Origin of the sequence: Microvirga sp. ACRRW (assembly GCF_022346925.1) — a bacterium.
Taxonomy (GTDB): domain Bacteria; phylum Pseudomonadota; class Alphaproteobacteria; order Rhizobiales; family Beijerinckiaceae; genus Microvirga.
Genome location: NZ_JAKRNJ010000001.1, coordinates 572,626 through 598,431, shown reverse-complemented (window position 1 = coordinate 598,431; position 25,806 = coordinate 572,626). Strand labels below are relative to the sequence as shown.

Here is a 25,806-nt window from a genome sequence, read left to right as displayed (position 1 = left end):
GAGAGCCGTTCCTCTGAACGCTTTTCAAAGGACAGGGTTGAACGGGTTCGCCGGGGCCGCATTGACGGAGGCGAAACGCATCCGAAACACGAGGTCACCATGGCTAAACTATCGGGCTTGAGCGACGAGGCATTGGCCGTTTTTGCCTTTGCGATCTATCACCAGTTGTCCAGCGGGCAGAGGGTTCGAAGCGTGGTCCAGCGCGATGGAGTGGGGCATAAGGCGAGCGAAAAGGCCGTCTCCGAGCTCACGGAGAGGGGCCTCATCGAGGCCGATGGGGACGAGATCAGGTTCACGGAGCAGGGTGAGAAAGCCCTGCAGGGCTTTATTTCAAGCCTAAGGGCTAAGCCTTCTACCTAAGAAGGCTTAGCCGTTCTGCCTTGCAATTGCCCTATCCTTCCCCTACTTATTCACGCATCGACATTTGGCCGGACGACTGGGCTACACCGCTTTGGCACTGCCGGGCGCACGTTCCTCTCTCTACCAATATCGACTAACGGGCGTATTGGCTTCGGCTCCCGCCCACGTGCAAACGACAGCGAAAGGATTTCCCATGGAAACGGGAACCGTGAAGTGGTACAATGAAACCAAGGGTTATGGTTTCATCCAGCCCGACAACGGCGGCAAGGACGTGTTCGTCCATGCAACGGCGCTTGAGCGCGCCGGCATGCGTGGCCTGCGCGAAGGTCAGAAGATCTCCTACGAGCTTCAGACCGACCAGCGCACCGGCCGCGCTTCTGCAGTGAACCTGCAGAACGCCTAAGGTTTGATATCTGGAGGGCGTGCCCGGCGCGCCCTCTTGCCTATCGGCCGTTCCGCAGAGGGGCGGCTTTTTTGTTACGAGGAAGTCTTTGCATGGCAAAGGAAGAACTGATCACCTTCGAAGGACTTGTGACCGAGATTCTGCCGGATGCGCGCTATCGCGTGCAGCTCGACAATGGCCATGAAGTCATTGCCTACACGGCCGGCAAAATGAAGAAGAACCGCATCAAGACGCTGGCGGGCGACCGCGTGACTGTCGAGATGTCGCCCTACGATCTCGAAAAGGGCCGGCTCATCTTCCGCCACAAGGACTCGGGTGCATCCTCCGGCCCCCGTCCGCCGCAGCGCGGCAACCAGCAGTTCCGGCGCCGGTAAACCGATTGCGCGCTTCTTCAGGCCGCGCAATTCACATCTGCATCATTCGATGAATGAAAGCCCGGGAGCGGTTCTCCGCTTCGCCGGGCTTTGGTGTTTGAGATGGGCTCCGATCAGGCAACAGCGGCGTGCATCACCGAGAGCGTCATACGGTCGGGGCCAATATCCTCATCCATGTCTTCAAGATGCATGAGTTCGGCGAGGCGGTTGCGCGCGCGGTTGACTCGGCTCTTGATGGTGCCTACGGCGCAGCCGCAGATCTCGGCGGCCTGCTCATAGGAGAAGCCTGACGCACCCACCAGAAGCAACGCCTCGCGCTGGTCGTGCGGCAGGCGCGCGAGCGCCTTCTGCAGATCCTCGAAATCGAGATGAGGCATCTGGTCAGGCTGGACGGAGAGGGCGGCTGCATATTTGCCGTCTGCATCCTCCACTTCACGACGCCGCTTCCGGTATTCTGAATGAAAGAGATTGCGCAGGATCGTGAAGAGCCACGCCTGCATGTTGGTGCCGGGCTGAAAACGGTTGATGTTGGCAATCGCCCGCATCAGTGTTTCCTGAACGAGATCGTCTGCACGGTCCACGTTATTCGTCAGAGAAATGGCGAAGGCGCGCAGGTTCGGCGTCGCCTTGAGCATGGAATCGCGAAGATCGGTATCGATGCTCATGATTGCTGCTTCTCCGGCTTCCGCTCATCCAGGCGATTGATGATTTCGATGAAGCGATCCGGAACCGGTTGTTCGCCGAGCGCCAAGGCTTCGTAGAACTGACGAAGACGCTGACCGAGCTGGGTCTGGACAGAACGGCTGAGCGCCGGTGATGAGGACTTTCTGAGGCCTGGAATAGGCTCTGGATCGAACTGAGACATGGGCTTTTGAATCTTCTTTTGCATTGGGCATCCTGATCCTTAGGAAGCGGCGACCTCCCGCAGGGTCGCGCTCACGGCGGCACCCAATCGCCGTGGATGTAACGCCAAGCCAATTCGATCGTTCCGTTACGGCAGCGATTCCTTCCTGTGCATTGCGGAAGGGCTGCGGGAACCAAATTTGAACGGCCAAGTTTTCTTGTAACAGCTCAGTTTCGGCTGGGTTTTCAGGTCCCTCTTGGGTTGTCATGCGTGAAGAGGCGGCCTGCCGTAGTATCGTTATTGGAGGCAATACATGGCTGTAAGCACCATCCTTCTCATCCTCGTCATTCTCCTGCTGATTGGCGCCGTACCTGCCTGGCCTCACAGCCGAGGCTGGGGTTATGGCCCGAGCGGCCTGCTCGGCGTCGTGCTGCTGATCCTGATCGTCCTGCTGCTGATGGGACGGCTTTGACGGTCTCGAGATGAGATAAAAAGGCGGCCGGAAGGCCGCCTTTTTCATTTCCTGTGCCTTAAGGCCCAGCTTGTACGGGTAAGAACCCCGCCATCTGTCATCCCCTTAGCGAACCGGGGGCATACCTTCGAGATCTGGCAAAGACATTCCGGGCTTTTACCAAACGGTGTAGATTGAGTTCGGGGGCTCGGAGAGAGCGATGCCCATATTCCTGGATCGGCATGACTTGAAGGGCTTGACGGCTGTCGATATCGCCGAGGCCCATCGGAGCGACCTGGAAGTCCAGGGGCGTTACGGCGTGCGGTTCCTGACCTATTGGTTCGACGACACGCGCGGAACGGCGTTCTGCCTTATCGATGCTCCCGACATTCAGACGGCCATGCGGGTTCATGATGAGGCTCACGGCAATATCGCCAGAGATGTCATCGAAGTCGATCTGTCCGCCGTCGAGGCTTTCTTGGGTCGTGTTTCGGATCCCCTCACGCCAGCTGGTGCAGATACTAAAGCTCCGATCGATCCCGCCATGCGCACGATCATGTTCACGGACATTGTCGACTCCACCGGGATGACCGCACGCTTGGGCGATGTGCGCGCCGTCGAGATGGTGCGTGCTCATGATGCGTTGGTCCGTCGTGCATTGCATCGCAAAGGCGGGCGCGAGATCAAGCATACGGGCGATGGAATCATGGCGGTTTTCGAAGATGCCGAGGCTGGCGTGGAATGCGCCTGCGCCATCCAGCAGGCATTCGATGCGTTCAATCTTGCCAGCCAGGAGAAGCTGCAAGTCCGTATCGGATTGGATGCCGGCGAGCCTGTCGCCGATCACAACGATCTTTTCGGCGCGACCGTGCAGATGGCCGCTCGCCTATGCCAGAGCGCAGAGCCGAAGACCATTGTTGTGTCCGAAGCAGTGTCCGCATTTTTGTCGGGTCGGATCACTTGCGTGAATCTCGGGCAGCGAACTTTGAAAGGCTTTGCCCGGCCGGTTGGGGCCTTTGAGGTGACGTGGCACTGAGCCTTAGGCCGTTTCAGTGTCTAGAGCAGGCAAGCCTTGCGGCTTTAGTGATGCCACGGCCTCTGCTGGGCTAATCAGAAACGGATGGCCGGAGCCCGACCATCCTAAGATTAGAATGCTTTGTTGAGCGATGAAAATCTTACAGGTGCCACTCCCACCAGCCTGAGGCGCCGATGCCTCCTTTCAGCTGCTCGGGTTTGATCCCTTCGATAATGACTGTGCCGTAATCCGTCGTGATCTTGGTGCCGACGACAGTGAACCAGTCATAGATCGGAGCCGGCTTGTTGTAGCTTCCGATGCCGAAAACACCGTCATGCGATGTGGTCACATCCGTCATGACGAGCTTATCGCCAAAGCTGAAATCCTTGATCGTGTCCGTGCCATCTCGGTAACACGTTGCAAAGGTATCGTTGCCGGTTCCTCCATAAAGGACGTCGTCTCCGAACCAACCTAGCAATACGTCGTCACCAATGCCGCCCTGCAGAGTGTCGTTTCCTGCGCCACCGTCCAGATAGTCGTTCCCTAGCTGAAAATAGAAATGATCGCCAAAGATCAGATCATCGCCTTTGTTGCCTCTGAGGATATCATTGCCGCCGTTGCCGACGATCACGTCTTGCCCGTCTGAGCCGTAAATCGAGTCCTGGGCTGCGGAACCGACGATAGTGTGGTCGTTGGTGCCAAAGGCGAGATGCTGCCGATAAACGACACCGAGATGGGTAACATCCCCCACATAATAAAGGTCGGTATATTCCGACAGATCGGTGTCAAACGTGAAGCGAGAGGTAAGCATCCGAAACTCCTCCGTAGGATGGGCATAGCCACGGAGGGTTATATATTATAAAGTTGCATTCATGAAGCGGCGTCATCTTGTAGTTGTGGATTCCTGCTGATCTTAAGCAGGCGGGCCTTGGCCTAGCGCCCCTTGCGCCCGCCCTTATATTTCGGCTTTTGTCCCGCGAAGCCTTGCGTCGAGCGGCCAGCCGGACGCTCGCGGAAATTCAGCGGGACTTCGCGGTCCGTGCCTGGGCCCATTTCGTCGAGGCCGGGCTTGCGAATGCGCGTGCCTTCGTCGGAACGCCCTTTGCCGAGTGGGCCGTAGGAGCCTGAATCCTCATCGCCCTCGCTGGCGCCGTCCGCTGAAGGAGGGAGCCCCTTCGGCGGCAGATTGGCGTTGCGGCCGTATTTGCGCGAACCGCCATACTTGCCCGCATCGCGCTCCACATCGCTCTGGCGCGCCATGGGATCGTCGCTGATGGCAAGTTCCGTCGCCTGCAATCGCTTGAGTTCGTCGCGCAGTCTTGCTGCTTCTTCAAACTCCAAATTCGCGGCGGCTTCGCGCATACGCTTTTCCATATCCGCGATGACGGCCTTGAGGTTGTGGCCGACGGTCTTGTCGGCAAGGCCCGTATCGACGGAGACGTGATCGCGCTCGTAGACGCTCTCCAGAATGTCCGTGATGTTCTTCTTCACGCTTTGCGGCGTGATGCCGTGCTCGGCGTTATAGGCGAGCTGCTTCTCGCGGCGGCGGTTAGTTTCCGCGATGGCGCGTTCCATGGAGCCGGTGATCTTGTCGGCATAGAGGATCGCCTTGCCCTCCACGTTACGCGCCGCGCGGCCAATGGTCTGCACCAGCGACGTCTCGGAACGCAGAAACCCTTCCTTGTCCGCGTCGAGAATGGCGACGAGCGCGCATTCCGGAATGTCGAGACCCTCGCGCAGCAGGTTGATGCCGATCAGAACGTCGAAGGCGCCGAGGCGTAGGTCGCGGATGATCTCGATGCGCTCTAGCGTGTCGATGTCAGAGTGCATGTAGCGCACGCGGATTCCGTTTTCGTGCATGTATTCCGTGAGGTCCTCGGCCATGCGCTTGGTGAGCGTAGTGACGAGCGTGCGATAGCCTTGCGCGGACAGCTCCTTCACCTCGTGCACGAGATCGTCGACCTGGGAACGGGCGGGGCGGATCTCCACAATTGGATCGACGAGACCGGTCGGGCGGATGACCTGTTCCACGAACACGCCGCCGGTCTGCTCCATCTCCCATTTCTGCGGCGTCGCCGAGACATGGATCGACTGCGGACGCATGGCGTCCCATTCCTCGAAGCGCAAGGGGCGGTTGTCTAGACAGGAGGGCAGGCGGAAGCCGTATTCGGCAAGCGTCGCCTTGCGGCGGAAGTCGCCGCGATACATGCCGCCGATCTGCGGCACGGTGACGTGACTCTCGTCCGTGAAGACGAGGGCGTTGTCGGGAAGATACTCGAACAGGGTCGGCGGCGGCTCGCCGGGCTTGCGGCCGGTGAGATAGCGCGAATAGTTCTCGATGCCGTTGCACACGCCGGTGGCCTCGATCATCTCAAGGTCGAATTGCGTACGCTGCTCCAGGCGCTGCGCTTCCAGCAGGCGGCCCATGCGGGCGAGTTCCTGAAGACGGTGTTGCAACTCGTCCTGAATACCCTTCACGGCCTGCTGCAAGGTCGGACGCGGCGTCACATAGTGCGAGTTCGCGTAGACCTTCACGAAGGACAGATCGTTGGTCTTCTTGCCGGTGAGCGGATCGAACTCGACGATACTCTCGATCTCGTCGCCGAAGAGACCGATGCGCCAGGCGCGATCCTCCAAGTGGGCGGGGAAGAGTTCAATGACGTCACCGCGCACGCGAAAAGTGCCGCGGGCGAAATCGCTCTGGATGCGCTTGTATTGCAAGGCCACGAGATCCGCGATGAGCTGGCGCTGCTCGATCTTTTCGCCCACCTTCACGGAGAAGGTCATGGCCGTATAGGTCTCCACCGAGCCGATACCGTAGATGCACGACACGGAGGCAACGATGATCACGTCGTCACGCTCGATCAGCGCACGGGTCGCCGAGTGGCGCATGCGGTCGATCTGCTCGTTGATAGAGCTTTCCTTCTCGATGAAGGTGTCCGAGCGCGGCACATAGGCTTCAGGCTGGTAATAGTCGTAATACGAGACGAAGTATTCCACCGCGTTGTCGGGGAAGAACGACTTGAACTCGCCGTAAAGCTGCGCGGCAAGCGTTTTGTTCGGCGCGAGGATGAGGGCGGGGCGCTGCGTCTCCTCGATCACCTTGGCCATGGTGAAGGTCTTGCCCGAACCGGTGACGCCGAGCAGCACCTGATCGCGCTCCTGCCGCCGTACGCCGTCCACCAATTCGCGGATCGCGTTGGGCTGGTCGCCTGAAGGCGTGAACTCGGATTTGATCTTGAACGGAATGCCGCCTTCCGATTTCTCGGGACGGGGCGGGCGGTGCGGCACCCAGGCCTTGCCGTTCTTGAAGCGCGGATCGCCTTCCGTGAGCAGCCTCGAGAGCGCATCGACGGTGGCCGAGAAGCCGGATTCCGTTGCTAGATCCCCCAATTCGTTTGCCACGTCCGGCCCATCATCGGGACCCTTCAGGCCAAGCTTCTTGGCGAGAGCCGGGTCGACATCCGTGATGTCGCCATGGATGAAGGTTTCCTGCGCCCGCTCGGCGAATCCTTCAGCCGCCTCGCGCTCCCGATTGACGGCGGGATTGAGCAGGTCGGCGAGATGAGGAGCGAGAGGCTTCAGCTCAGGCTTGGAGGCTTTCCCGGTGGAAAGCTTGGGCTTCTTGGGTGTCTTGGCCATGGGAACGAATATGGTACAAAAGAGCGAAGATTGAAAGGGTGGGGGATGCCTCTCCCTGCCGTCATCCACCCGTCATGAGACTGGCGCATGACAACTCCCGCCAAGCTCAACCATATCGCGGGGATATATCATGCACCGTTCTCTCGTCGCCGGCTCGGTAGCCGGCGTCCTTTTGGCAGGCTCTGCTCTTAACGCATCAGCGGCCGAATATTTCGACCGCATCGCCAGTTTTCCGATTATCGCCAACCTCGCCGATGCCGACAAGAAGAGCGAGACGGTGGCGGAGATCATCTCCGCGAGCGAGGACGGCAACCTGCTCGTCTATACCGACAGCCCGCGCAAGAGCATTGGCTTCATTGACATCACCGATCCGGCTGCGCCCAAGCCTGCCGGTACGCTGGCTGTGGGCGGCGAGCCTACTTCGGTGAAGATCGTGGGCGGCACCGCTTTCGTCGCCGTCAACACCTCGGAAAGCTACAAGAGTCCGAGCGGCAAGCTGGTGCTGGTGGATCTGGCGGGCCGCAAAGTGTCTTCCGAATGCCAGCTTCCCGGCCAGCCCGACTCGGTTGCCGCCAATGCGGGCGTGCTCGCCATCGCCATCGAGAACGAGCGCGACGAGAAGGTGAATGACGGTGCCCTGCCGCAGCTTCCCGCCGGCGCGCTGGTGATCGGTAGTCTCAATGGCAACGCCATCGACTGCTCAGGCCTCAAGACCGTCGCCATGACGGGCCTCGCGGATGTTGCGGGCGATGATCCGGAACCGGAATATGTGGACGTGAACGACGAGGGCAAGATCGTCGTCACCCTGCAGGAAAACAACTATATCGTCGTGGTGGACGGAAAGACCGGAAAGGTCGAATCCCATTTCTCCGCAGGCCAAGCCGATCTGAAAAACATCGACACGAAGAAGGACGGCAGGATCGATCTCAGCGGCTCCATGAACGGCGTGCCGCGTGAGCCCGATGGCGTGCACTGGATCGACAACAACCGCTTCGCCACCGCCAATGAAGGCGATTGGAAGGGCGGATCGCGCGGCTTCACCATCTTCAACAAGGACGGCAGCGTTTCTTACGAATCCGGCGCCAGCCTGGAGCATGAGATCGTGTCTCTCGGCCACTATCCCGAAAGCCGCAATAAGAAGGGCATTGAGATCGAAGGCATCGAGGCTGCCCGCTTCGGCCAGGACAACCTGATCTTTGTGGGCTCCGAGCGCGGCTCAGTCGTCGGCATATACCGCGATACGGGCGCCACGCCTGAACTCGTGCAGGTTCTGCCCACGGGCATCGGTCCGGAAGGCCTGATTGCCATTCCCTCGCGCAACCTCTTCATTGCGACCAGCGAGACGCCCCTGCATGTGGATGGCGGCGTCGCTCCGCATGTGATGATCTACCAGCGTGCCGAGCGCACAGCACCTGCTTATCCCATGATACGCTCGGCCAAGAACGCTCAGGGCCTGCCTATCGCTTGGGGTGCTCTCTCCGGAATCGCCGCCGACAAATCGCAGGCTGGTAAGCTCTACGCGATTACGGACAGTGCCTATGGCGGTGCACCGCGCATTCTCACCATCGATGCAACGCGGAAGCCTGCAATGATCACGGCGGAAACGCTCGTGACGCGCAAGGGACAGGCCGCCGAGAAACTCGATCTCGAAGGCGTGGCGCTTGCAAGCGATGGCGGTTTCTGGCTCGCATCCGAAGGCAATGTGCCAAAAGGCGTGAAGAATCTTCTCGTGAAGGTCGATGCGAAGGGCGAGATCCAGGAGGAAGTCTCTCTGCCCGCAAGCCTCGAAGAGGGCGCGAAGAACTATGGTTTCGAGGGTGTGACGGTGACCGGCTCCGGCGCGAATGAAATCGTCTGGCTTGCCGTACAGCGCGAATGGGCGGACGATGCCAAGAACAGCGTGAAGCTCCTCGCCTACAAGCCCTCGGACAAGAGTTGGGGCGGCGTGCGCTATCCTCTCGACAAGACGGAGGAAGGCTGGGTCGGCCTGTCCGAGATTACGGCTGCGGGCGATCGCGTCATCATCATCGAGCGCGATAATCAGATCGCCGAGAAGGCGAAGCTGAAGAAGCTCTATTCCGTCTCCCTGGCCGACATGAAGCCTGTTGTGCTTGGCGGTGAATTGCCGACCGTGAAGAAGACGGAGCTGCGCGATCTGCTGCCGGACCTGAAGGCGGCTAAGGGCTATGTTCTCGACAAGGTCGAGAGCTTCGCCATCGATGCGGCGGGGGAGGCCTACATCATCACCGACAACGACGGCGTGAACGACTCTTCCGGCGAGACGCAGTTCCTCAAGCTCGGCAAGCTCTGAGAGGTTCGCTCGCCACGGTCAAATAAGAAAGGGCTGCTCATTCGAGCAGCCCTTGATCGTTAAGCCGTGTGCTTCTCCGCCTTCCGGCTGCCGCGTACGGCCTTCACCAGCGGCAAGGCCACATAATGGATGAGCGCGATCAGCACCGCTCCCAGCGCGAGGCCGAAGAGGCCTGAGCCTACCGCCGTGATGAGCCATTCCACGGCACCGCTCAAGACAGGAACGGCATGGCCAGCTGCAACGGCGACGGCGTGGATTGCATGGCCGAGCCATGCAAAGCCGTAGCCTTCCAACCCGTGAACGATGATGCCGCCGCCGACCCAGATCATGGCGGCTGTGCCGACGATGCCAAGCAGGCGCAGAAGAGCAGGCATCGCGCGCACAAGGCCGCGTCCGAAGCCGCGTGTGAGCGGAGCAATCGTTTTATCCAACGAAGAGGCGCCGCTCTGTGCATCCCGGCGCAAGAGGCTGGAGATCGGATGCTCATTGGTGGCCAGCGCTACGCCCGCATCGTCCGCCTTTACGATCAGCGCCACGCCGCCATAGACGAGCGCTGTGATGCCGATGCCGACCAACCCGAGGACGAAGGCCTGCATAGAGGTCGAAGCCTCGGAAACCGTGCCGAGGGTGATCGCCATGATCTCAGCGGAGAGAATGAAATCGGTCTTGATGGCGCTGCTGATCTTTTCGTCCTCAAGGCTTTGCGCGCTCTGCACCGCTTTGTTAAGCTGGGCTTCGTGCTCATGCGCGCCATGGGGAAAGAGGGCTTCGAACACCTTCTCCGAACCTTCGTAGCAGAGATAAGCGCCGCCGATCATGAGCAGCGGAGTGATGGCCCAGGGCGCGGAAAAACTCAGGAGCAATGCGGCTGGCAGAAGATAAATCAGCTTGTTCTTCAGCGATCCTAGGGCAATCTTTCCGACGATGGGCAGTTCGCGGGAAGCGGCGAAGCCGACGACATAGCGCGGCGTGACGGCCGCGTCGTCGATCACCACGCCCGCAGCCTTCGCGCCCGCCTTTGCGGCTTGCGCTCCCACATCGTCGAGGGAGGCGGCCGCTACCTTGGCCAAACCTGCGATATCGTCCAGCAGGGCGATCAGGCCGATGCTCATGGGGTCTCCTGTTTAAGATACGTCCCGGGAGCGGAACCGGATAGGGGAAGAGCCAAGCTGCTCCTCACAGGAGCAACAACGCCCGAGGGGCAGTTTCGGTACAAGGCAGGTGCAAGGGCAAGTGTAAGGGACGCTGAAAGTATCAGGCCTTCACCGCCTTGAGCGAGAAGGACAACGGGATCGGCACCGATCCGTCGGGAAGCCGGAAAAGGCCCTGGCCTGCCGGCACCATCATGGGAAAGAGCTTGTAGGGCAGGACTTCATGCTCATGCAGGAATTCCAGGCGAAGTCCTGCATCGAGAAGCCCGCCGATCACATCGGACAAGGGGTGGATCCAGTTGTAATCCTTGATCGCTTCCTTGTGAGCATCGCCCGTGTAGGACTGCGCTTCTTCGAAGGCCGCAGGCTTGTCCATCGGCGTGCGCCAGCCATAGGTCGGCTCCAGGCGTCCGTCGCGTTGTTCAAGAACCTGGGCGGATGGGTGCGAGTCGAGAAAATAGAAAGTGCCGCCCGGCGTCAGCATGTCCGCGACGGCCTTCGCCCAGCACTTGACGTCGGGGAGCCAGCAGATCGTGCCCCAGGTCGAGAACACCATGTCGAAATGACCGTCGATCACTTTCCGCGCGTCGTAGACATCGGCCTCTACGAAGGTGGCGGGCAGACCGGCTTTCTTCGCGAGACCGCGTGCGCCCTCGATGGCAACAGGCGAGAAATCCAGACCGGTGACGGTGGCTCCACGGCGGGCGAGGGAGAGCGTGTCCAGGCCGAAATGGCATTGCAGGTGCAAAAGTCGCTTGCCTTTCACATCGCCGATCTCGGAAGTCTCGATGGAATGGAGCTTGTCTTCGCCGGCCAGAAAGCCCTCAACATTATAGAAACCCGTGGCATCGCGGATATGCAATGCTGCCCGATTGTTCCAATTCGACAGGTTGGCCTGCTGCCAGGATTCCACCATGGGTCGTCTCCAGGGTAACTTTATTCCTTGGGGCTCCGTGCTTAAGGCAATCGTAGCAGCGTGTAAAACCTATCCATGAGAAAACGACCTGCACGATGCCAGGCTCAAGCCTTCGTGCCGGAGGCCGTTGAAGATGCGCTCGGAGCGGGGTGCCGGAATGCGCAGAGGCGTCCGAAGAGCTTAGGAGGAGCTCAGGCGGTGAAGACCGTTGGCCCTTTCAGATAGAGTTCGACACGGTCGAGTTCGACCTTGGTGTCGAGCAGCTTCTCCTGTGGAGTCTGAGAGACTGGCACGTCCTTGTGCTGAGGCTCGGCTGGACTTTGAGTGTCGTCAAGGGCATCGTGGATGGCCTGCAGAATCTTGGTCTGCACCTTCTCTTCAGAGCTTTCTTCAGGACTGCGCGCACACATGGCGTCCTCCTTCAGCAGGCACGGCGGAGTGTTCTCTCACTCCGTGTCGCAAATAGGGCACCGTCACCATGTCGGCGATGTTCTGAAAAATTCTCTGTGATCTTGCGTCGAGCCGCGCTGAATGCCCCTCAGGCGCAGCTGCGGCCCATGGCATTGAGGCCTTCGTCCAGCAGATCGGCGAGGTTGGGAATGCCGATGAGCCAATCCGCGGTCGAGACGGAGTTTGCCTCCTCGCGCTCGCGGGCGAGGCGCACCGCATCGCCCCATTCCTCGGGCTCCATGTCGCCGCGCCCTATATAGACGAGAGCGATCAGATCGGCGCGCTCGTCATCGTTGAGGCCGGCAATCACATCCCGCAGCTCGTCCTCGGTGGCATCGTCCGGCGAGGTGGTAAGAGCGTCGATGGCGCCGTCGTCGATAGGGTTCGAGCCCGAGGCTGGATCGGTGACGCCCTCCTTCACGTCAATGGCCCTGACCCGGAGAATGAGTTCGCAGACCTTGTCGAGCGCGATATCCATCGAAATCCTCTTAGAAAGCTCTTTCTGAATTCTGTGACAGGAAAACCCCTAAGACGGCTTTCGGTTCGGCAAGCGTCAAGGTTTCCATCACGCGGCCTTGTCATGGCGTGACGAATATTATTTCATGGTTGAGAAGAAGTGCGCCTCAAAGGAGAGAGATGTGCGCTACAGAGCAAATGGCCTGAAGATGTTTCTCGCCTCCATGGCGTTCACCGTTGGATTGTCGGGCGCGGCCCTGGCTCAGTCCGGACGTCTTGCTCCTTCGGGGCCGGGAACGGATGTCTATATTCTCTCCTTCGGCCTCTGGGGTCCGCAGAGCGTGTTCGAGAGCGAGGCGAAGGGTGCGGCCCGCGTGCTCGGCACAAGCCTGAATACGAAGAACCGCACCATCGTCGGCTTCAATACCAAGCGAAGCGCGGGCGCTACGCCGCAGACCATCCGCAAGGCGGTTCAATCCGTCAGCGAAGTGGTCGATGCTGACGATGTGCTGGTGTTCTTCCTGACCTCGCACGGCAGCACCGATGGGGCCGCCATCGTCACTAAGGACGATCACACGATGATCACGCCCGGCAACGTGCGGCAACTCCTGCAGGAGAGCGGGGCGCGCTACCGCGTCGTGATCGTATCGGCCTGCTATTCGGGCGTTTTCGCGAAGCTCGCGGATGAACGTACGCTGGTGATCACGGCTGCCTCTGCCGACAGATCTTCCTTCGGCTGCCGTGATGGCGCGACATGGACCTATTTCGGTGATGCGTTCTTCAACAAGGCCATGCGTGGAGAAAGCCGCCTCGATGTGGCTTTTCAGAAGGCGCGTGCCCTTGTGACACAGCGCGAGGAGCGCGAAGGCTTCGATCCGTCCAATCCGCAGATCGCCGGAGGCTCAGAGGTGATTGCGCGCCTCGGCGAGCGCGATCAAGCCTCCTCCCAGCAGGCCTGCCGCACACAGCGAGGCGGCACCCGTTCCGTATGTTGATGTTCATTCAGCTGGTCGCTCGGCAAAGGTAACGCGTGCCCTGAAGGAATATCCTTTAAAACCGGCCTTTTTGCCGCAACGGCTTTCTACCGCATGGGCGAAGGCCATTGCTTGACACCATGCATGAAAGGAATAGGGCAGGGGGCAATGCCCCTCAATCGCCCTTCGATGCAAACCTCATGAACCCTCATACCGCGCCTATTCTCATGCTCATCGCTTCGAATGTCTTCATGACATTCGCCTGGTACGGCCACCTGAAGTTCAAGACATCGCCGCTCTGGCTGGCGGTCATGGCCTCATGGGGCATTGCTTTCGTCGAGTATTGGTTCGCGGTGCCTGCGAACCGTATCGGCTCGGCCGTCTATTCGGCCGCCGAACTGAAGACTATGCAGGAGGTCATCACGCTGGTGGTCTTCGCAGGCTTCTCGGTGCTCTATCTGAAAGAGTCCTTAGGCTGGAACCATCTCATCGGCTTCGTGCTGATCGCCGCAGGTGCTGCCTTCATCTTCCAAGGCCGCTGAGCGTGACCATGGCGATCTTCGTCTACGCCCTCGCAGCGCTCGCCGAGATCGCGGGATGCTTCTCGTTCTGGGCATGGCTGCGCCTGGGTAAGTCGCCGCTATGGCTTATGCCGGGCTTAAGTGCCTTGGCGCTTTTTGCGTATCTTCTGACCCTTGCCCCGAGCGATGCCGCCGGACGCGCTTATGCGGCTTATGGCGGCATCTACATCATCGCCTCGATCCTGTGGCTTTGGATCGTCGAAGGCGCGCGGCCCGACCGTTGGGATTTTACAGGCGGCGCGATCTGCCTTGCAGGCGCGGCCCTCATTCTCTTCGGGCCGCGCGCCTGATGCCGCTCAGGTTGCAGGCTTCATGCGCAGAATGCGGCCCTGCGGAGAATCCGTGAGGAGATAGACCAGGCCGTCGGGACCCTGGCGCACATCGCGAATGCGCTCGCCGAGATTCTGCAGCATGCGCTCTTCGCCGGTCACCTTGTTGCCGTTGGTCTCAAGACGCGAGACGAGCTTTCCGGCAAGAGCGCCGACGAGAACACTGCCGCGCCACGCGGGGAATTTGTCGCCCGTATAGAAGGCCATGCCGGAGGGCGCGATGGACGGGTCCCAAAAATAGGCTGGCTGCTCCATGCCGGTCTTTTTCGTGCCTTCGCCGATTTTCTGGCCCGAGTAATGCACGCCGTAGGAAATCACGGGCCAGCCGTAATTCTTGCCCTTCTGCGGAATGTTCACCTCGTCGCCTCCGCGCGCGCCGTGCTCAACGATCCAGAGTTCGCCTGTCGCTGGATTGAGAGCCGCCGACTGGACGTTGCGATGACCCGATGACCAGATCTCAGGGCGTGCGTCTTCACGATTGAAGAACGGGTTATCGGAGGCGGCACCGCCTGCGGACTTGATGCGGACGATCTTGCCGAGATGATTATTGAGGCTCTGTGCCTGATTGCGCAGGTCGTTGCGTTCGCCGAGCGTCACGAAGAGATTGCCGTCACGGGCGAAGACCAGGCGCGATCCAAAATGATGCGTTCCCGCATAGGACGGCTCCTGGCGGAAGATCACTTGCGTCTCTTCGAGAGCCGTCCCGTCCTGACTGAGACGCGCCCGTGCAACGCTCGTGCCGTTGCGGCCTTCACCGCGATCCTCGGCGAAGCTCAAATAGACGAGGCGGTTCTGCGCGAAATTGGGATCGAGCGCCACATCGAGAAGTCCGCCCTGGCCGCGGGCCGATATGCGCGGAAGCCCCTTGATCGGTTCGGAGACATTGCCGTCCGCATCCACGATGCGCAGGCGCCCGGGCCTCTCGGTCACCAGCATGCGGCTGTCAGGGAGAAAAGCGAGGCTCCAGGGGTTCTGGAGATTGCGGGCGATCGTCTCGACGATCACTTCCGCCTTGTCGGTGCGAAGGCGCTGCGTGTCCTGAGCCAGCGCGGCCGGGGCGGCGGCAAGAACCAGGGCGCAGGCGAGGGCAAGGCGAAGTTTCGGCATGGAGGCTCTCCGTCAATCTTGAGGTCGAAGAGCTAACCTCCTGGTACGAGGCGTCAACCTCGCGGCCGTTCACTCACGTGTTACCGGATGGAATAGAGGTGGACAGGCTTCGTGTCCCGCGCCGACAGGGTCTGCGTGGTGGCGAGAACGGAGAGGGTGGCCAGTCCCATCAGCATGATCAGCGCCAGCGAGCAACGGCTCTGCTGACGAAGATCCAGCCGGTGAACGCGGGACGCGACGTGGTTCCTGGGACGCAAGGTTTTCATGGTTTTTCCCCTTGATGCCAAGGCGGCTACGGAGAAAAAACCCATTCAATACAGGAAAGTTCCGCCCTGTGTTGAAGTCATACTTTTGGAGATCTTGGTAAGTGACGACGTTAACTATTCATTAACCAATATTAACGCTGCTGATGTTTTACTAGGACAGTAATCATCGCAATGAAAATGGCCGGAGCAAGGCCCCGGCCATTGGATGGAAGCGATTGTTCGGCGAGACTTATTCCGCGCCGATATTGGCCGCTTTGATGATCTCCGCCCAGGTCTGGATCTCCTTGTCCAGATAAGGTTTGAAGGTCTCGGGATCGCGCACGTTCAAAGTAAAGCCAAGCTTCGTGATACGTTCCTTCACATCCGGCTTGTTGAGGATCGCGATGATCGTGCCCGAGAGCTTGTCGAGGACAGGCTTGGGCGTGTTCACGGGCGCGAAGAAGGCGGCCCAGGATTCCGCATCCGCGTTGGCGACGCCCTGTTCACGCAAGGTCGGCACGTCGGGGGCCAGCGGGTTGCGCTGCGGGCTGGCGAGGCCGATGGCCCGCATCTGGCCTGCCTGGAACTGCGCGAGCACGCTCGGCAGGGTGGAGTTCGACACATCGATGCGGCCACCCATAAGTTCCGTCACCAGAGGAGCAGCGCCCCGGAAGGGCACATGGGTCATCTTGATCCCCGTGCGCGTCATGAAAAGCTCGGTCGCCAGATGCGAGCCGGAGCCGACGCCGGTGGAGCCGTAATTGAGCTTGCCCGGATCCTTCTTGGCGAGTTCGACCAATTCGGAAATGGTCTTCACAGGCAAGTCGTTCTTGACCACGAAGACATGCTCGAACGCGCCGGCACCTGCGAGGGGAGCAAAATCCTTCACCGCGTCGTAGCCCGGATCTTTCAGCAGGAACATGTTGTTCCCGTGCGTCTGGTTGTTGCCGAAGACGAGGGTGTAACCGTCGGGCGTGGCGCGGGCGACGGCGCGCGTGCCGACGGCGCCGGATGCGCCCGCCATGTTCTCGACGATCACGTTCTGGCCGAGTTCCTTGCCCATCTCCTCCGCCACAATGCGGGCGATCACGTCGGTCGGGCCACCGGCCGGGTAGGGCACCACCATCTTGATGACGCGGTTGGGATAAGGCTGGGCGAGGGCGGCCTGCGAGAACAGGGCGGCGCCTGCGAGAAGGCCGAGGGCCATGCGGCGGGTAAGGGAAAAGGTCATGAAATGGCGTCTCCTGAAAAAGCCTGTCGAGCAGGGCTGTTTTGCTTGCTTGGACAGCTTGAGCGGATTAGGGTCCGCCCCCGTCACATTCCCTTCCTAACGCCCCTATCGGAGGTTTCCCATGGGCTTTTTGTCTGATGCCCTTTCTCGCGTTAAGCCGTCTGCCACGATCGTCATCACGCAGAAAGCGCGCGATTTGAAAGCCCAGGGGCGGGACGTGATCAGCCTTTCCGTCGGCGAGCCGGATTTCGACACGCCCGACAACATCAAGGAAGCGGCCATCGCGGCCATCCGTCGCGGCGAGACCAAGTACACCCCCGTCTCCGGCATTGTGCCGCTTCGCGAGGCGATCTCCCGCAAGTTCAAGCGCGAGAACGGCCTCGACTACAAGCCTTCGCAGACCATCGTCTCCACGGGCGGCAAGCACGTGATCTACAACGCGCTGCTCGCAACCCTGAACCCGGGTGACGAGGTCATCATTCCGGCGCCGTACTGGGTGTCCTATCCTGAGATGGTTGTGATCTGCGGCGGAAAGCCGGTGTTCGTGGATTGCACGATGGAACACAATTTCAAGCTCCAGCCGGGCGACCTCGAGCGCGCGATTACCCCGAAGACAAAGTGGATTATCCTCAACTCGCCATCGAACCCGACGGGCGCGGCCTATTCCCGCGCTGAGATGAAGGCGATCACCGACGTGCTGATGCGCCATCCGCATGTGTGGGTGCTCACCGACGACATGTATGAGCACCTCACCTACGGCGATTTCGAGTTCGTGACGCCCGCGCAGGTCGAGCCGAACCTCTACGAGCGCACGCTCACCATGAACGGCGTGTCCAAGTCCTATGCCATGACCGGCTGGCGCATCGGTTACGCAGGTGGCCCTGAGCATCTCATCAAGGCGATGGACTTCGTGCAGGGCCAGCAGACCTCCGGCACGAGCGCGATTTCCCAGTGGGCAGCCGTCGAGGCTCTCGACGGCCCGCAGGATCACCTGCCGCGCTTCAAGAAGGCTTTCGAGGAGCGCCGCGACCTCGTGGTTTCCATGCTCAACCAGTCGAAGTACCTGAAGTGCCCGATGCCGGAAGGCGCGTTCTACGTCTATCCATCCTGCGCCGAGGCCATCGGCAAGACCGCGCCGTCGGGCAAGGTCATTGAGACGGATGAGGATTTCGTCGCCGAACTTCTGGAAGTTGAAGGTGTCGCCGCCGTGCACGGCTCGTCCTTCGGTCTGGGCCCGAACTTCCGCATCTCCTACGCCACGTCGAACGCGTTGCTGGAAGATGCCTGTAACCGCATCCAGCGCTTCTGCGGATCGCTTCGCTGATGAGTAATCTGCCTCGGACATTCCATCCGGATCCCGAGGCAGAGCCCTATCGGGTCAATCAGCAATCCGTCTATCGGGTGAAGTCGGATTTTCGCGTCGACTTCACCAATGGCGGCTATGTCGAGGCAAAAGACTTCATCCTCGACATCGAGGGCGACAGCGTCAGCCCTGAGCGCCTGGCGGAGATGATCGTCTCCTCCATGAACCTCCTTCGCGCAGGGCCGGTGACGATCTTCGCCATGAAGACCGTGCGCCGCGGCGAGCATCAGGACGCTACTCCCGCCCATCTGAGATAGCGGCCAAGTTCAAGCTTGGCCGTTCTCTGTGCGCAAAATGTCCCTTGCCAACTTCTCCCGACAAGCAGAGCATCCATTAAAGCGGCCGTGAAGAGCGCGCTGACGGGGGCAGGGAGGAGACTTTCATGGCACCCAACGGCAGAGGACCCGCGGGCCCGCGATGCATTGCCATCGTTGGCCCATTCCAGAGCGGCAAGACCACTCTCCTGGAAGCGATCCTGGAACGCACCGGCGCGATCTCGCGCGCAGGCCGCGTGGTCAATGGCGACAGCGTCGGCGATGCGAGCGCCGAGGCGCGCGCTCACGGCATGAGCATCGAGCCCAATGTGGCCACCGTCGAGTTTCTAGGCGAGACGATGACCTTCGTCGATTGCCCAGGATCCACGGAATTCCTGCACGAGATGCGCAACATCACGCCGGTCTGTGACGCGGCGATCGTCGTATGCGAATCCGACGAACGTAAAATTCCGGCACTTGAAATCATTCTGCGGGAGCTTGAAGAGGCGGACATTCCGCGCTTCCTCTTCATCAACAAGATCGACACGGCCACGCAGCGTGTCCGCGAAACATTGAGCCTTCTGCAGCAGGCATCGCGCACGCCCTTGTTGCTGCGCCAGATCCCATTGTGGAAGGACGGCATCGCGGTCGGCTTCATCGATCTAGCCCTGGAGCGCGCTTTCATCTATCGCGAGCATGCGCCTAGCGAAGTCGTCGAGATGCCCGATGGCGAAGGTTTGCGCGAGCGCGAGGCGCGTTTCGCCATGCTCGAAAAGCTCGCCGATTACGATGACGAACTGATGGAGGAGCTGATCTCCGAGATCGAGCCTCCGCGCGACCGCATCTTCGACGATCTCTCCAAAGAACTGCGTGAGCGGCATGTGGTGCCTGCCCTCATCGGCTCCGCCGAGCGCGGCAACGGCGTCACGCGACTTCTGAAAGCGCTACGCCATGAAGCGCCGACGCTCAATGAAACCCGCGCCAGACTTGGGATCCCGGAAGAAGGCGCGCCTCTCGCGCATGTGATGAAAACCCTTCACATGGGGCAGGGCGGTAAGCTCTCCGTCGCGCGCGTGATGCGCGGCACATTCCATGAAGGCGACACTGCATTGGGCTCCCAGGGTGCGGAAAGCCGGATCGGTTCTCTGCTTACGATGGTTGGCAGCAATACGACGCGCCGCAATGAGGCCAATGCGGGCGATGCAGTCGGCTTCGGTCGTCTCGAAGGCATCGCGACGGGTGACAGTTTCGCATCCGGCAAGATGCGCCCGGACACCATCGTCTCCTCCGCGCCGCCTGAGCCCGTCTATGCGGTAGCGCTCAAGGTCAAGGATCGCAAGGACGACGTGCGCCTCTCGAGCGCACTCACGAAGATCACCGAGGAAGATCCGTCTCTCGTGGTGGAGACGCGGCCCGAGATGGGCGAGATCCGTTTGCTCGGACAGGGCGAGATGCACTTGCGTGTCACGGTGGAAAAACTCGCCTCCCGCTTCCAGGTCGGCGTCGACATTTCCAAGCCGCGTGTGGCCTATTGCGAAACGATCCGCCTGCATGCGTCCGCTCGCGGCCGTCATCGCAAGCAGACCGGCGGTCACGGCCAGTACGGCGACGTGATGATCGAGATCAAGCCGCTGCCGCGCGGAGAGGGCTTTGCCTTCGAGGATCGCATCACCGGTGGCGTCGTGCCACGCCAATACATTCCGTCCGTAGAAACCGGTGTGCGGGATGCGCTGAAGAACGGGCCGTTGGGTTTCCCCGTGGTCGATCTGGCCGTGAGCCTCACAGACGGGTCATACCACACGGTGGATTCCTCCGATGCGGCCTTCCAGGCAGCGGCGAAGCTCGCCTTGGCGGAGGCTCTTCCGAAAGCCAAGCCGGTGCTGCTGGAGCCTATTCTCTCGGTCGAGATCACCATACCCACAGAGGCCCTGTCCAAGGCCACAGGCCTCGTGACCGCAAGACGCGGGCAGATCCTCGGCTATGACGGGCGGCCGGGATGGGCGGGATGGGAGGTGTTGAGCGCCACCATTCCGGAATCGGAGATTGGGGACCTGATCATTGAGCTGCGCTCGGTCACAGCCGGTGTCGGCACCTTCTCGACCCGCTTCGACCATATGGCCGAGCTGAGCGGAAAAACCGCCGATATGATCGTGCAGAAGGCTCACTGACACCTCATCGATGGGCGTTTCCTCCTCTCAAAGAGGGCGCCCATCGACAAATCCCTCCTTCCGCGCCAATCTAACCTTCACCGGAGACGCCATCTCCTCTGAAAGAACTCGCCTTGAAGCGGGAGGAAAAATGAACGCCACGACGCAACCGGCCTCGATCACGGGCCCGGCTGGAACCCCTTCGGACAGGCCTTGGCTCAAGTCCTATCCGGCGAAGGTGCCTCAGACCATCGACGATGCGAGCATCGGCACCCTCAACGACATTTTTCTTAAAGCGTTAGCGGATTATCCAAACCGGCCCGCCGCCGAGAGTTTCGGCAAACGCATGACTTATGCGGAGCTTGGCCGGGCTGCCGATGCCGTAGCGTCATGGCTCCAGCAGCAGGGACTGAGGAAGGGCGACCGGGTCGCGATCATGCTGCCGAACGTGATGGCCTATCCGGCGATCCTCTTCGGCGTGCTCATGGCGGGCGGAACGGTTGTGAACGTCAATCCGCTCTATACGCCCCGCGAGTTGACCTATCAGGTGCAGGATTCCGGAGCGCGCTTCCTCTTCGTGCTCGAGAACTTCGGCGCGACGGTGGAAGAGGCCTCGGTCGATCTCAAGCTCGATCGCGTGGTCGTCGTATCGCCTGGCGATCTCTTGGGCCTCAAGGGTTCGATCGTGAATCTCGTGTCGCGGCATGTGAAGAAGGCAGTTAAGCCGTTTAACCTGCCGCAATCCGTGCCGTTCAAGTCGGTGCTGGGCGAGGGCGGACGAAAGAAGCCGCAGCCCGTCGCAGTAACGCGCGACGACATCGCCTTCCTGCAATATACGGGTGGCACGACGGGCGTGTCGAAAGGAGCCGTGCTGCTCCACCGCAACGTGGTGGCGAACGTCCTGCAATGCGAAGCGTGGATGCGACCGTTCTTCGGCGAGCGTGAAGACCATGTGATGGTCACGGCGCTGCCGCTCTATCACATCTTTGCACTCACCGTGTGCGCGCTCTTCATGACGAAGATCGGCGGCTGCCAGCTGCTCATCGCCAATCCGCGCGATATTCCAGGCTTCGTGAAGATCCTGAAGAAGAGCAAGATCACGCTCATGTCCGGCGTGAACACGCTCTACAACGCGCTCGCCCATGCGCCGGGCATCCGCGAGGTCGACTTCTCGCAGCTCGTGTTCGCGGTTGCAGGCGGCATGGCCACGCAGGAAGCCGTCGCGAAGAAATGGAAGGAAATCTCCGGCCAGCCCATCGTCGAAGGTTACGGCCTATCGGAAACCTCGCCGGTGGTCTGCGCAAACCGTCTCGACATCGCGGAATTCACCGGCACCATCGGTTATCCGCTTCCCTCTACCGATGTGACGGTGCGCGCGAGCGACGGCTCCATTCTGCCGCCGGGCGAGCGTGGCGAATTGTGCGTGAATGGCCCTCAGGTGATGGCGGGTTACTGGCAGCAGCCGGCGGAGACGGCGAAAGTCATGACGGAGGATGGTTACTTCCGCACCGGCGACGTCGCCATGATCCTTCCCGACGGGCAGGTGAAGATCGTGGACCGGATGAAGGACATGATCCTTGTCTCCGGCTTCAACGTCTATCCGAACGAGGTCGAGGACGTGATCGTGAAGCATCCGGGCGTCATGGAGGCTGCCGTCATCGGACTGCCCGACGACCAATCGGGCGAGGCGGTCGTGGCCTATGTGGTGCGAAAGGATCCCGCGCTCACCGCGGACGAGCTGCGCACCTTCTGCCGCGAGAACCTGACGGGCTACAAGGTGCCGCGCCGCATTGAGTTTAGAGAGCTTCTGCCGAAAACGAATGTAGGCAAGGTGCTGCGCCGCGTGCTCAAGGAAGAAGTCGTCAGGCCCCACGCTCGGCAGGACTGACAGATAAAACAGGACTGAAAAGAAAAAAGCCGGGCCAAAGGCCCGGCATAAAGTGAGGTCCGACAAAATTCGTCAAAACCTTCCAGAGGGAACGGCCGACACGACATCGCCGGGAGGAAGAAAAGCGATGCCGCGTTGAAATCAGCCAATGCCCATATCGGCTGCATTCGACTTATTTGCAATGCAATATGCCTCATGAAAGGGCTGCGCTGCATGCATGCCTTTTGTTCGGCTATGACATAAAACTGCCACGCTTGGGCGTGGCAGTTAGGAATCAACACTTATCGGTGACTTAGTAGGTCCAGCGCTGAGCCTTGGAGATCAGGAAGTCGCGGAAGGCCTGGACGCGGGCAACGGAGCGCATTTCCTCAGCATAGACCAGATAGCTGTCGAGGGAGGGCATTTCGACGTCGCGCAGGATCTGGACCAGGTTCGGATTGCCCACGGCGGCATAATCCGGCAGTACGGCGATGCCGGCTCCCGTTTCAACGGCGATTTTCAGGGCTGTGATATTGTTCACGATGTAGTGATACTGCCGCGGTTCGCGGCCCTCACGCCCAGCGGTCGAGAGCCAATGCACCGACATCAGGTAGGAGGGCTGGTCGCCGCCGAAGGAGACGATGCGGTGCTCGTCGAGCTCCTCCAGCGTCTTGGGCTCGTTGAAACGCTTCAGGTAGTCGGTCGAAGCGTAGACGTGGAAATGCACGGTGAAGAGGCGGCGCTGGATCAGATCCGGCTGGGCCGGACGGCGCAGGCGGATGGCGACATCCGCCTCGCGCATGGCAAGATCCAGCTCCTCGTTGGAAAGGATCAGTTCGACACGCACTTCCGGGTAGAGATCCATGAATTCGGCGATGCGCTGGGCAAGCCAGATGGAGCCGAGGCCTACAGTGGTCGTCACCTTCAGCTCGCCGGAAGGGCGCTCGCTGGTTTCCACAAGGCGGGCCTTGGTGGTTTCCAGGCGCATGCGCATGTCGCGCGCGGCGCGGAACAGCAGGTCGCCTTGCTCTGTCAGGATCAAGCCGCGGGCATGGCGGTGGAAGAGGGGGGCCTTCAGCTCGCGCTCAAGGGCGCTGATCTGGCGGCTGACGGCGGATTGGCTGAGGCCCAGATCGTCACCGGCGCGGGTGAAGCTGCCCGCTTCCGCAACGGTGTAGAAAATCCGGATTTTATCCCAGTCCACGGCGTTCCCCTGCTGCCTGCATTCTCCTGATGCAAGGCATCCTTATCTCTTATGAGCTGGACGCAGGATGCAATAGGAATCCTGCCCAAGGGATAACCAGTTGTTAATAAAACCTATTCGGCAGCCTCTTGGGTAGCCTCCAGGGCCGCCAGATAGCGCTCCGCGTCCAAAGCAGCCATGCAGCCCATGCCTGCCGATGTGACGGCCTGACGGTAAACGTCGTCCGTGACGTCGCCGGCAGCGAAGACGCCGGGGATGTTGGTGCTGGTCGTACCCGGCTGCACCTGCAGATAGCCGCCCGATTTCATGTCGAGCTGACCGACGAACAGCTCGGTGGAGGGCTTATGGCCGATGGCGATGAAGATGCCGTCGGTCTTGAAGTCCGAGACCTCACCGGAGACGAGGTTCTTCAGCTTCAGGTGAGTGACGGAGGAGGGGTTCTCCGTGCCGCAGATCTCCTCGACGGCGTTGTTCCACAGCACCTCGATCTTGGGGTGCTTGAACAGGCGGTCCTGCAGGATGCGCTCTGCGCGAAGCGAGTCGCGGCGGTGAACCAGAGTGACCTTGGAGGCGAGGTTGGCGAGATAGAGCGCCTCCTCGACGGCGGTGTTGCCGCCGCCCACCACCACGACCTCTTTGTTGCGGTAGAAGAAGCCGTCGCAGGTGGCGCAGGCCGAGACGCCGAAGCCCTGGAACAGACCTTCTGAAGGCAGGCCCAGCCACTTGGCCTGGGCGCCGGTCGCGACAATGAGCGAGTCACAGGTATAGACATCGCCGGAATCGCCCTCCAGGCGGAAGGGGCGCTGCTTCAGGTCGACCTTGGTGATGTGGTCTGCAATCATCTTGGTGCCCACATGCTCGGCCTGGAGGCGCATCTGCTCCATGAGCCAGGGCCCCTGGATGACATCGGCGAAGCCGGGATAGTTCTCCACATCGGTAGTGATCATGAGCTGCCCGCCGGGCTGGAAGCCCGAGATCATAACGGGCTCAAGCAGCGCGCGTGCCGCATAGATCGCCGCCGTGTAACCTGCAGGGCCCGAGCCGATGATGATGAGCTTGGCGTGAGATTGGGCCATCAGGGAAACTCCAGAGAAAAAGCCACATCCGGAAGGCCGAGCGAGCGGCGGTGAAGGCTGAAGCCCCGGACGATGGCAGCAGCAATCTTGAGAGTGGAATTTAATGGTTCGTAGGCCTGTCCTACAAGACGCCCCTCGAACGGATGCACAATTCCATGCGCTTTCAGGCTCGCCATGTAAACATCGAGCTTGGGGTGGCCCCCGGAAGGCTCGAAGACCAGGACAGGTCGCCCGGTCACCGCAGCTTCGCCGATCATGTTAAAGGAATCGGCGGTGGCGACGATGAAATCGGCAAGAGCGAGCAGGGCCACATAAGGGTTCTCGCCCGTGCCGTCCCAAAAGAAGGCGCGATGCCGGGCAGACAGATCGATCAGGGCGTCCCGCAAGGCCTGAGGCGTGCGGCGGGAGGCCGTCATCATCAACCCGGCTCCCGTTTCCGCAAGCACCGTCAGGTGTGTGACGAGCCGCGCGATGTCGTGATCGGTGAATCGATGATGGCGGCTGTCTCCTCCGACTAGTACCGCTACCCGGGGATGGGGCAGGGAGGCGAGGCGGGGATCGGGATGGTTACGCGCCGCCTCGATCCGATTAGCCGAAACCCGGTGCGGCGGGGTGAGCGTCGTCAGTACATTCGGGCCGCGTAAGCGGTCATAGTCCGGCGACCAGATGAAATCGGCGGTGTTCGGGCCAGTGCGTGGATCCTTGAGGAAAACCGTAAAGGTCCGCCCGCCCGAGGCACGCTTGACGAAGCGCAGATACGGCACGGCTCTGCGGCCGGAGGCGATGAGCAGGTCGGGATAGGGCGGGGTGATGGGGCTACTCGGTGCGCCAGACCTCTCTCGCGGATCGATGGGCCCCCAGGGCATGACCCAGGTAAAGGGCGCGCGCGGTTCGACCCGGCGGATCTGGGGCGCAACTCCCAATGCTTCGGCCACGCTTAAGGCCTGAAGCTCGTCCCCGGCTTTGCCATCGCTCAGAACCCAGGTGATAAGGTCGGCAGTGTCGCGCAACATTCGATCAATGAGCTTGTGGAGTTCATATGGTTCGTTGCGACT

The 25,806-nt window shown here is 60.7% G+C and carries 27 protein-coding genes; 13 read left to right on the top strand and 14 right to left on the bottom strand.

Going from position 1 to position 25,806, the window contains the following annotated elements:
- Window positions 1-99: 99 nt before the first annotated feature.
- The 3 genes from MHY87_RS02880 to infA all read left to right on the top strand — a co-directional run bounded on the left by MHY87_RS02880 (window position 100) and on the right by infA (window position 1,137).
- Window positions 100-360 carry a hypothetical protein gene (locus MHY87_RS02880; protein WP_239349176.1) on the top strand — a complete coding sequence of 87 codons (261 nt, stop codon included), beginning with the start codon at window positions 100-102 and terminating at the stop codon, window positions 358-360.
- A 193-nt stretch (window positions 361-553) separates the two neighbouring features.
- A complete protein-coding gene (locus MHY87_RS02875) occupies window positions 554-763 on the top strand; it encodes a cold-shock protein (RefSeq protein ID WP_091138623.1) in 210 nt (69 codons plus the stop codon).
- A 92-nt stretch (window positions 764-855) separates the two neighbouring features.
- Window positions 856-1,137: a translation initiation factor IF-1 gene (gene infA, locus MHY87_RS02870; protein WP_009494617.1), complete on the top strand. Its 282-nt coding sequence runs from the start codon at window positions 856-858 to the stop codon at window positions 1,135-1,137.
- A gap of 113 nt (window positions 1,138-1,250) precedes the next feature.
- Here infA and MHY87_RS02865 read toward each other — a convergent pair whose 3' ends face one another.
- Together MHY87_RS02865 and MHY87_RS02860 are read right to left on the bottom strand one after the other, a co-directional pair.
- Entirely contained in the window at window positions 1,251-1,802 is a 552-nt protein-coding gene (locus tag MHY87_RS02865) for a sigma-70 family RNA polymerase sigma factor (RefSeq protein WP_239349174.1), read from the bottom strand.
- A complete protein-coding gene (locus MHY87_RS02860; protein ID WP_239349172.1) occupies window positions 1,799-2,026 on the bottom strand; it encodes a NepR family anti-sigma factor in 228 nt (75 codons plus the stop codon). The genes MHY87_RS02865 and MHY87_RS02860 overlap by 4 nt, the downstream gene beginning before the upstream one ends.
- A gap of 268 nt (window positions 2,027-2,294) precedes the next feature.
- Between MHY87_RS02860 and MHY87_RS02855 the strand changes: the two genes are divergently transcribed.
- Complete coding sequence (locus MHY87_RS02855; RefSeq protein ID WP_239349170.1) at window positions 2,295-2,453, top strand: DUF3309 family protein; 159 nt, start codon at window positions 2,295-2,297, stop codon at window positions 2,451-2,453.
- A 199-nt stretch (window positions 2,454-2,652) separates the two neighbouring features.
- Window positions 2,653-3,468, top strand: a complete 816-nt coding sequence (locus tag MHY87_RS02850) for a nickel-binding protein (RefSeq protein WP_239349168.1) — start codon at window positions 2,653-2,655, stop codon at window positions 3,466-3,468.
- Window positions 3,469-3,607: 139 nt separating this feature from the next.
- On the opposite strand, the gene MHY87_RS02845 is transcribed toward MHY87_RS02850, so the two are convergent.
- Together MHY87_RS02845 and uvrB are read right to left on the bottom strand one after the other, a co-directional pair.
- Complete coding sequence (locus MHY87_RS02845) at window positions 3,608-4,258, bottom strand: calcium-binding protein (RefSeq protein ID WP_239349166.1); 651 nt, start codon at window positions 4,256-4,258, stop codon at window positions 3,608-3,610.
- Window positions 4,259-4,380: 122 nt separating this feature from the next.
- Window positions 4,381-7,089: an excinuclease ABC subunit UvrB gene (uvrB, locus tag MHY87_RS02840; protein WP_239349164.1), complete on the bottom strand. Its 2,709-nt coding sequence runs from the start codon at window positions 7,087-7,089 to the stop codon at window positions 4,381-4,383.
- 130 nt (window positions 7,090-7,219) lie between these two features.
- Between uvrB and MHY87_RS02835 the strand changes: the two genes are divergently transcribed.
- Window positions 7,220-9,400, top strand: a complete 2,181-nt coding sequence (locus MHY87_RS02835) for an esterase-like activity of phytase family protein (protein WP_239349162.1) — start codon at window positions 7,220-7,222, stop codon at window positions 9,398-9,400.
- 59 nt (window positions 9,401-9,459) lie between these two features.
- On the opposite strand, the gene MHY87_RS02830 is transcribed toward MHY87_RS02835, so the two are convergent.
- The 4 genes from MHY87_RS02830 to MHY87_RS02815 form a co-directional block, all read right to left on the bottom strand.
- Entirely contained in the window at window positions 9,460-10,512 is a 1,053-nt protein-coding gene (locus MHY87_RS02830; protein WP_239349160.1) for a DUF808 domain-containing protein, read from the bottom strand.
- A gap of 142 nt (window positions 10,513-10,654) precedes the next feature.
- Complete coding sequence (locus tag MHY87_RS02825) at window positions 10,655-11,467, bottom strand: bifunctional 2-polyprenyl-6-hydroxyphenol methylase/3-demethylubiquinol 3-O-methyltransferase UbiG (protein ID WP_239349158.1); 813 nt, start codon at window positions 11,465-11,467, stop codon at window positions 10,655-10,657.
- 191 nt (window positions 11,468-11,658) lie between these two features.
- Window positions 11,659-11,877: a hypothetical protein gene (locus tag MHY87_RS02820; protein WP_239349156.1), complete on the bottom strand. Its 219-nt coding sequence runs from the start codon at window positions 11,875-11,877 to the stop codon at window positions 11,659-11,661.
- Between the two features lie 128 nt (window positions 11,878-12,005).
- Window positions 12,006-12,395: a DUF3775 domain-containing protein gene (locus tag MHY87_RS02815; RefSeq protein ID WP_239349154.1), complete on the bottom strand. Its 390-nt coding sequence runs from the start codon at window positions 12,393-12,395 to the stop codon at window positions 12,006-12,008.
- A 160-nt stretch (window positions 12,396-12,555) separates the two neighbouring features.
- Here MHY87_RS02815 and MHY87_RS02810 point away from each other — a divergent pair, with 160 nt between their 5' ends.
- From MHY87_RS02810 to MHY87_RS02800, 3 genes are all read left to right on the top strand, one after another.
- Entirely contained in the window at window positions 12,556-13,368 is an 813-nt protein-coding gene (locus tag MHY87_RS02810; RefSeq protein WP_239349152.1) for a C13 family peptidase, read from the top strand.
- A gap of 179 nt (window positions 13,369-13,547) precedes the next feature.
- A complete protein-coding gene (locus MHY87_RS02805; protein ID WP_239349150.1) occupies window positions 13,548-13,889 on the top strand; it encodes a DMT family protein in 342 nt (113 codons plus the stop codon).
- Window positions 13,890-13,897: 8 nt separating this feature from the next.
- A complete protein-coding gene (locus MHY87_RS02800) occupies window positions 13,898-14,218 on the top strand; it encodes a YnfA family protein (protein WP_239349148.1) in 321 nt (106 codons plus the stop codon).
- A gap of 6 nt (window positions 14,219-14,224) precedes the next feature.
- On the opposite strand, the gene MHY87_RS02795 is transcribed toward MHY87_RS02800, so the two are convergent.
- The 3 genes from MHY87_RS02795 to MHY87_RS02785 all read right to left on the bottom strand — a co-directional run bounded on the left by MHY87_RS02795 (window position 14,225) and on the right by MHY87_RS02785 (window position 16,840).
- Window positions 14,225-15,364 carry a PQQ-dependent sugar dehydrogenase gene (locus MHY87_RS02795; protein ID WP_239349146.1) on the bottom strand — a complete coding sequence of 380 codons (1,140 nt, stop codon included), beginning with the start codon at window positions 15,362-15,364 and terminating at the stop codon, window positions 14,225-14,227.
- 80 nt (window positions 15,365-15,444) lie between these two features.
- Complete coding sequence (locus MHY87_RS02790) at window positions 15,445-15,630, bottom strand: hypothetical protein (RefSeq protein ID WP_239349144.1); 186 nt, start codon at window positions 15,628-15,630, stop codon at window positions 15,445-15,447.
- Window positions 15,631-15,859: 229 nt separating this feature from the next.
- Window positions 15,860-16,840 (bottom strand): tripartite tricarboxylate transporter substrate binding protein, encoded by a 981-nt coding sequence (locus MHY87_RS02785; RefSeq protein WP_239349142.1) that lies wholly within the window; start codon window positions 16,838-16,840, stop codon window positions 15,860-15,862.
- A gap of 121 nt (window positions 16,841-16,961) precedes the next feature.
- Here MHY87_RS02785 and MHY87_RS02780 point away from each other — a divergent pair, with 121 nt between their 5' ends.
- The 4 genes from MHY87_RS02780 (at window position 16,962) to MHY87_RS02765 (ending at window position 22,492) form a co-directional block, all read left to right on the top strand.
- Entirely contained in the window at window positions 16,962-18,164 is a 1,203-nt protein-coding gene (locus MHY87_RS02780) for a pyridoxal phosphate-dependent aminotransferase (protein ID WP_239349140.1), read from the top strand.
- Window positions 18,164-18,460: a hypothetical protein gene (locus MHY87_RS02775; RefSeq protein WP_239349138.1), complete on the top strand. Its 297-nt coding sequence runs from the start codon at window positions 18,164-18,166 to the stop codon at window positions 18,458-18,460. The genes MHY87_RS02780 and MHY87_RS02775 overlap by 1 nt, the downstream gene beginning before the upstream one ends.
- A gap of 125 nt (window positions 18,461-18,585) precedes the next feature.
- Window positions 18,586-20,625, top strand: coding sequence for an elongation factor G (locus MHY87_RS02770; RefSeq protein ID WP_239349136.1), 2,040 nt, complete (start codon window positions 18,586-18,588; stop codon window positions 20,623-20,625).
- 130 nt (window positions 20,626-20,755) lie between these two features.
- Complete coding sequence (locus tag MHY87_RS02765) at window positions 20,756-22,492, top strand: AMP-binding protein (RefSeq protein ID WP_239349134.1); 1,737 nt, start codon at window positions 20,756-20,758, stop codon at window positions 22,490-22,492.
- A 292-nt stretch (window positions 22,493-22,784) separates the two neighbouring features.
- Here the strand turns inward: MHY87_RS02765 and MHY87_RS02760 are convergent, their stop codons facing one another.
- The 3 genes from MHY87_RS02760 to MHY87_RS02750 form a co-directional block, all read right to left on the bottom strand.
- Entirely contained in the window at window positions 22,785-23,675 is an 891-nt protein-coding gene (locus tag MHY87_RS02760) for a LysR family transcriptional regulator (RefSeq protein ID WP_239349132.1), read from the bottom strand.
- A 113-nt stretch (window positions 23,676-23,788) separates the two neighbouring features.
- Window positions 23,789-24,751 carry a thioredoxin-disulfide reductase gene (gene trxB, locus MHY87_RS02755; RefSeq protein WP_239349130.1) on the bottom strand — a complete coding sequence of 321 codons (963 nt, stop codon included), beginning with the start codon at window positions 24,749-24,751 and terminating at the stop codon, window positions 23,789-23,791.
- Window positions 24,751-25,764, bottom strand: a complete 1,014-nt coding sequence (locus MHY87_RS02750; RefSeq protein ID WP_239349128.1) for a mitochondrial fission ELM1 family protein — start codon at window positions 25,762-25,764, stop codon at window positions 24,751-24,753. Before MHY87_RS02750 ends, trxB begins: the two co-directional genes overlap by 1 nt.
- Window positions 25,765-25,806 lie beyond the last annotated feature (42 nt).

What these genes read in the sequence shown, in the direction of transcription:
- MHY87_RS02780 (WP_239349140.1), top strand. Translation starts at nt 16,962, where the DNA reads ATGGGCTTTTTGTCTGATGCCCTTTCTCGCGTTAAGCCGTCTGCCACG.
- MHY87_RS02775 (WP_239349138.1), top strand. Translation starts at nt 18,164, where the DNA reads ATGAGTAATCTGCCTCGGACATTCCATCCGGATCCCGAGGCAGAGCCC.
- MHY87_RS02785 (WP_239349142.1), bottom strand. Translation starts at nt 16,840, where the DNA reads ATGACCTTTTCCCTTACCCGCCGCATGGCCCTCGGCCTTCTCGCAGGC.
- MHY87_RS02820 (WP_239349156.1), bottom strand. Translation starts at nt 11,877, where the DNA reads ATGTGTGCGCGCAGTCCTGAAGAAAGCTCTGAAGAGAAGGTGCAGACC.
- MHY87_RS02765 (WP_239349134.1), top strand. Translation starts at nt 20,756, where the DNA reads ATGAACGCCACGACGCAACCGGCCTCGATCACGGGCCCGGCTGGAACC.
- MHY87_RS02835 (WP_239349162.1), top strand. Translation starts at nt 7,220, where the DNA reads ATGCACCGTTCTCTCGTCGCCGGCTCGGTAGCCGGCGTCCTTTTGGCA.
- MHY87_RS02875 (WP_091138623.1), top strand. Translation starts at nt 554, where the DNA reads ATGGAAACGGGAACCGTGAAGTGGTACAATGAAACCAAGGGTTATGGT.
- MHY87_RS02805 (WP_239349150.1), top strand. Translation starts at nt 13,548, where the DNA reads ATGAACCCTCATACCGCGCCTATTCTCATGCTCATCGCTTCGAATGTC.
- trxB (WP_239349130.1), bottom strand. Translation starts at nt 24,751, where the DNA reads ATGGCCCAATCTCACGCCAAGCTCATCATCATCGGCTCGGGCCCTGCA.
- MHY87_RS02855 (WP_239349170.1), top strand. Translation starts at nt 2,295, where the DNA reads ATGGCTGTAAGCACCATCCTTCTCATCCTCGTCATTCTCCTGCTGATT.
- MHY87_RS02850 (WP_239349168.1), top strand. Translation starts at nt 2,653, where the DNA reads ATGCCCATATTCCTGGATCGGCATGACTTGAAGGGCTTGACGGCTGTC.
- MHY87_RS02750 (WP_239349128.1), bottom strand. Translation starts at nt 25,764, where the DNA reads ATGTTGCGCGACACTGCCGACCTTATCACCTGGGTTCTGAGCGATGGC.
- MHY87_RS02800 (WP_239349148.1), top strand. Translation starts at nt 13,898, where the DNA reads ATGGCGATCTTCGTCTACGCCCTCGCAGCGCTCGCCGAGATCGCGGGA.
- MHY87_RS02770 (WP_239349136.1), top strand. Translation starts at nt 18,586, where the DNA reads ATGGCACCCAACGGCAGAGGACCCGCGGGCCCGCGATGCATTGCCATC.
- MHY87_RS02830 (WP_239349160.1), bottom strand. Translation starts at nt 10,512, where the DNA reads ATGAGCATCGGCCTGATCGCCCTGCTGGACGATATCGCAGGTTTGGCC.
- MHY87_RS02815 (WP_239349154.1), bottom strand. Translation starts at nt 12,395, where the DNA reads ATGGATATCGCGCTCGACAAGGTCTGCGAACTCATTCTCCGGGTCAGG.
- MHY87_RS02845 (WP_239349166.1), bottom strand. Translation starts at nt 4,258, where the DNA reads ATGCTTACCTCTCGCTTCACGTTTGACACCGATCTGTCGGAATATACC.
- MHY87_RS02795 (WP_239349146.1), bottom strand. Translation starts at nt 15,364, where the DNA reads ATGCCGAAACTTCGCCTTGCCCTCGCCTGCGCCCTGGTTCTTGCCGCC.
- MHY87_RS02865 (WP_239349174.1), bottom strand. Translation starts at nt 1,802, where the DNA reads ATGAGCATCGATACCGATCTTCGCGATTCCATGCTCAAGGCGACGCCG.
- infA (WP_009494617.1), top strand. Translation starts at nt 856, where the DNA reads ATGGCAAAGGAAGAACTGATCACCTTCGAAGGACTTGTGACCGAGATT.
- MHY87_RS02880 (WP_239349176.1), top strand. Translation starts at nt 100, where the DNA reads ATGGCTAAACTATCGGGCTTGAGCGACGAGGCATTGGCCGTTTTTGCC.
- uvrB (WP_239349164.1), bottom strand. Translation starts at nt 7,089, where the DNA reads ATGGCCAAGACACCCAAGAAGCCCAAGCTTTCCACCGGGAAAGCCTCC.
- MHY87_RS02825 (WP_239349158.1), bottom strand. Translation starts at nt 11,467, where the DNA reads ATGGTGGAATCCTGGCAGCAGGCCAACCTGTCGAATTGGAACAATCGG.
- MHY87_RS02860 (WP_239349172.1), bottom strand. Translation starts at nt 2,026, where the DNA reads ATGCAAAAGAAGATTCAAAAGCCCATGTCTCAGTTCGATCCAGAGCCT.
- MHY87_RS02790 (WP_239349144.1), bottom strand. Translation starts at nt 15,630, where the DNA reads ATGAAAACCTTGCGTCCCAGGAACCACGTCGCGTCCCGCGTTCACCGG.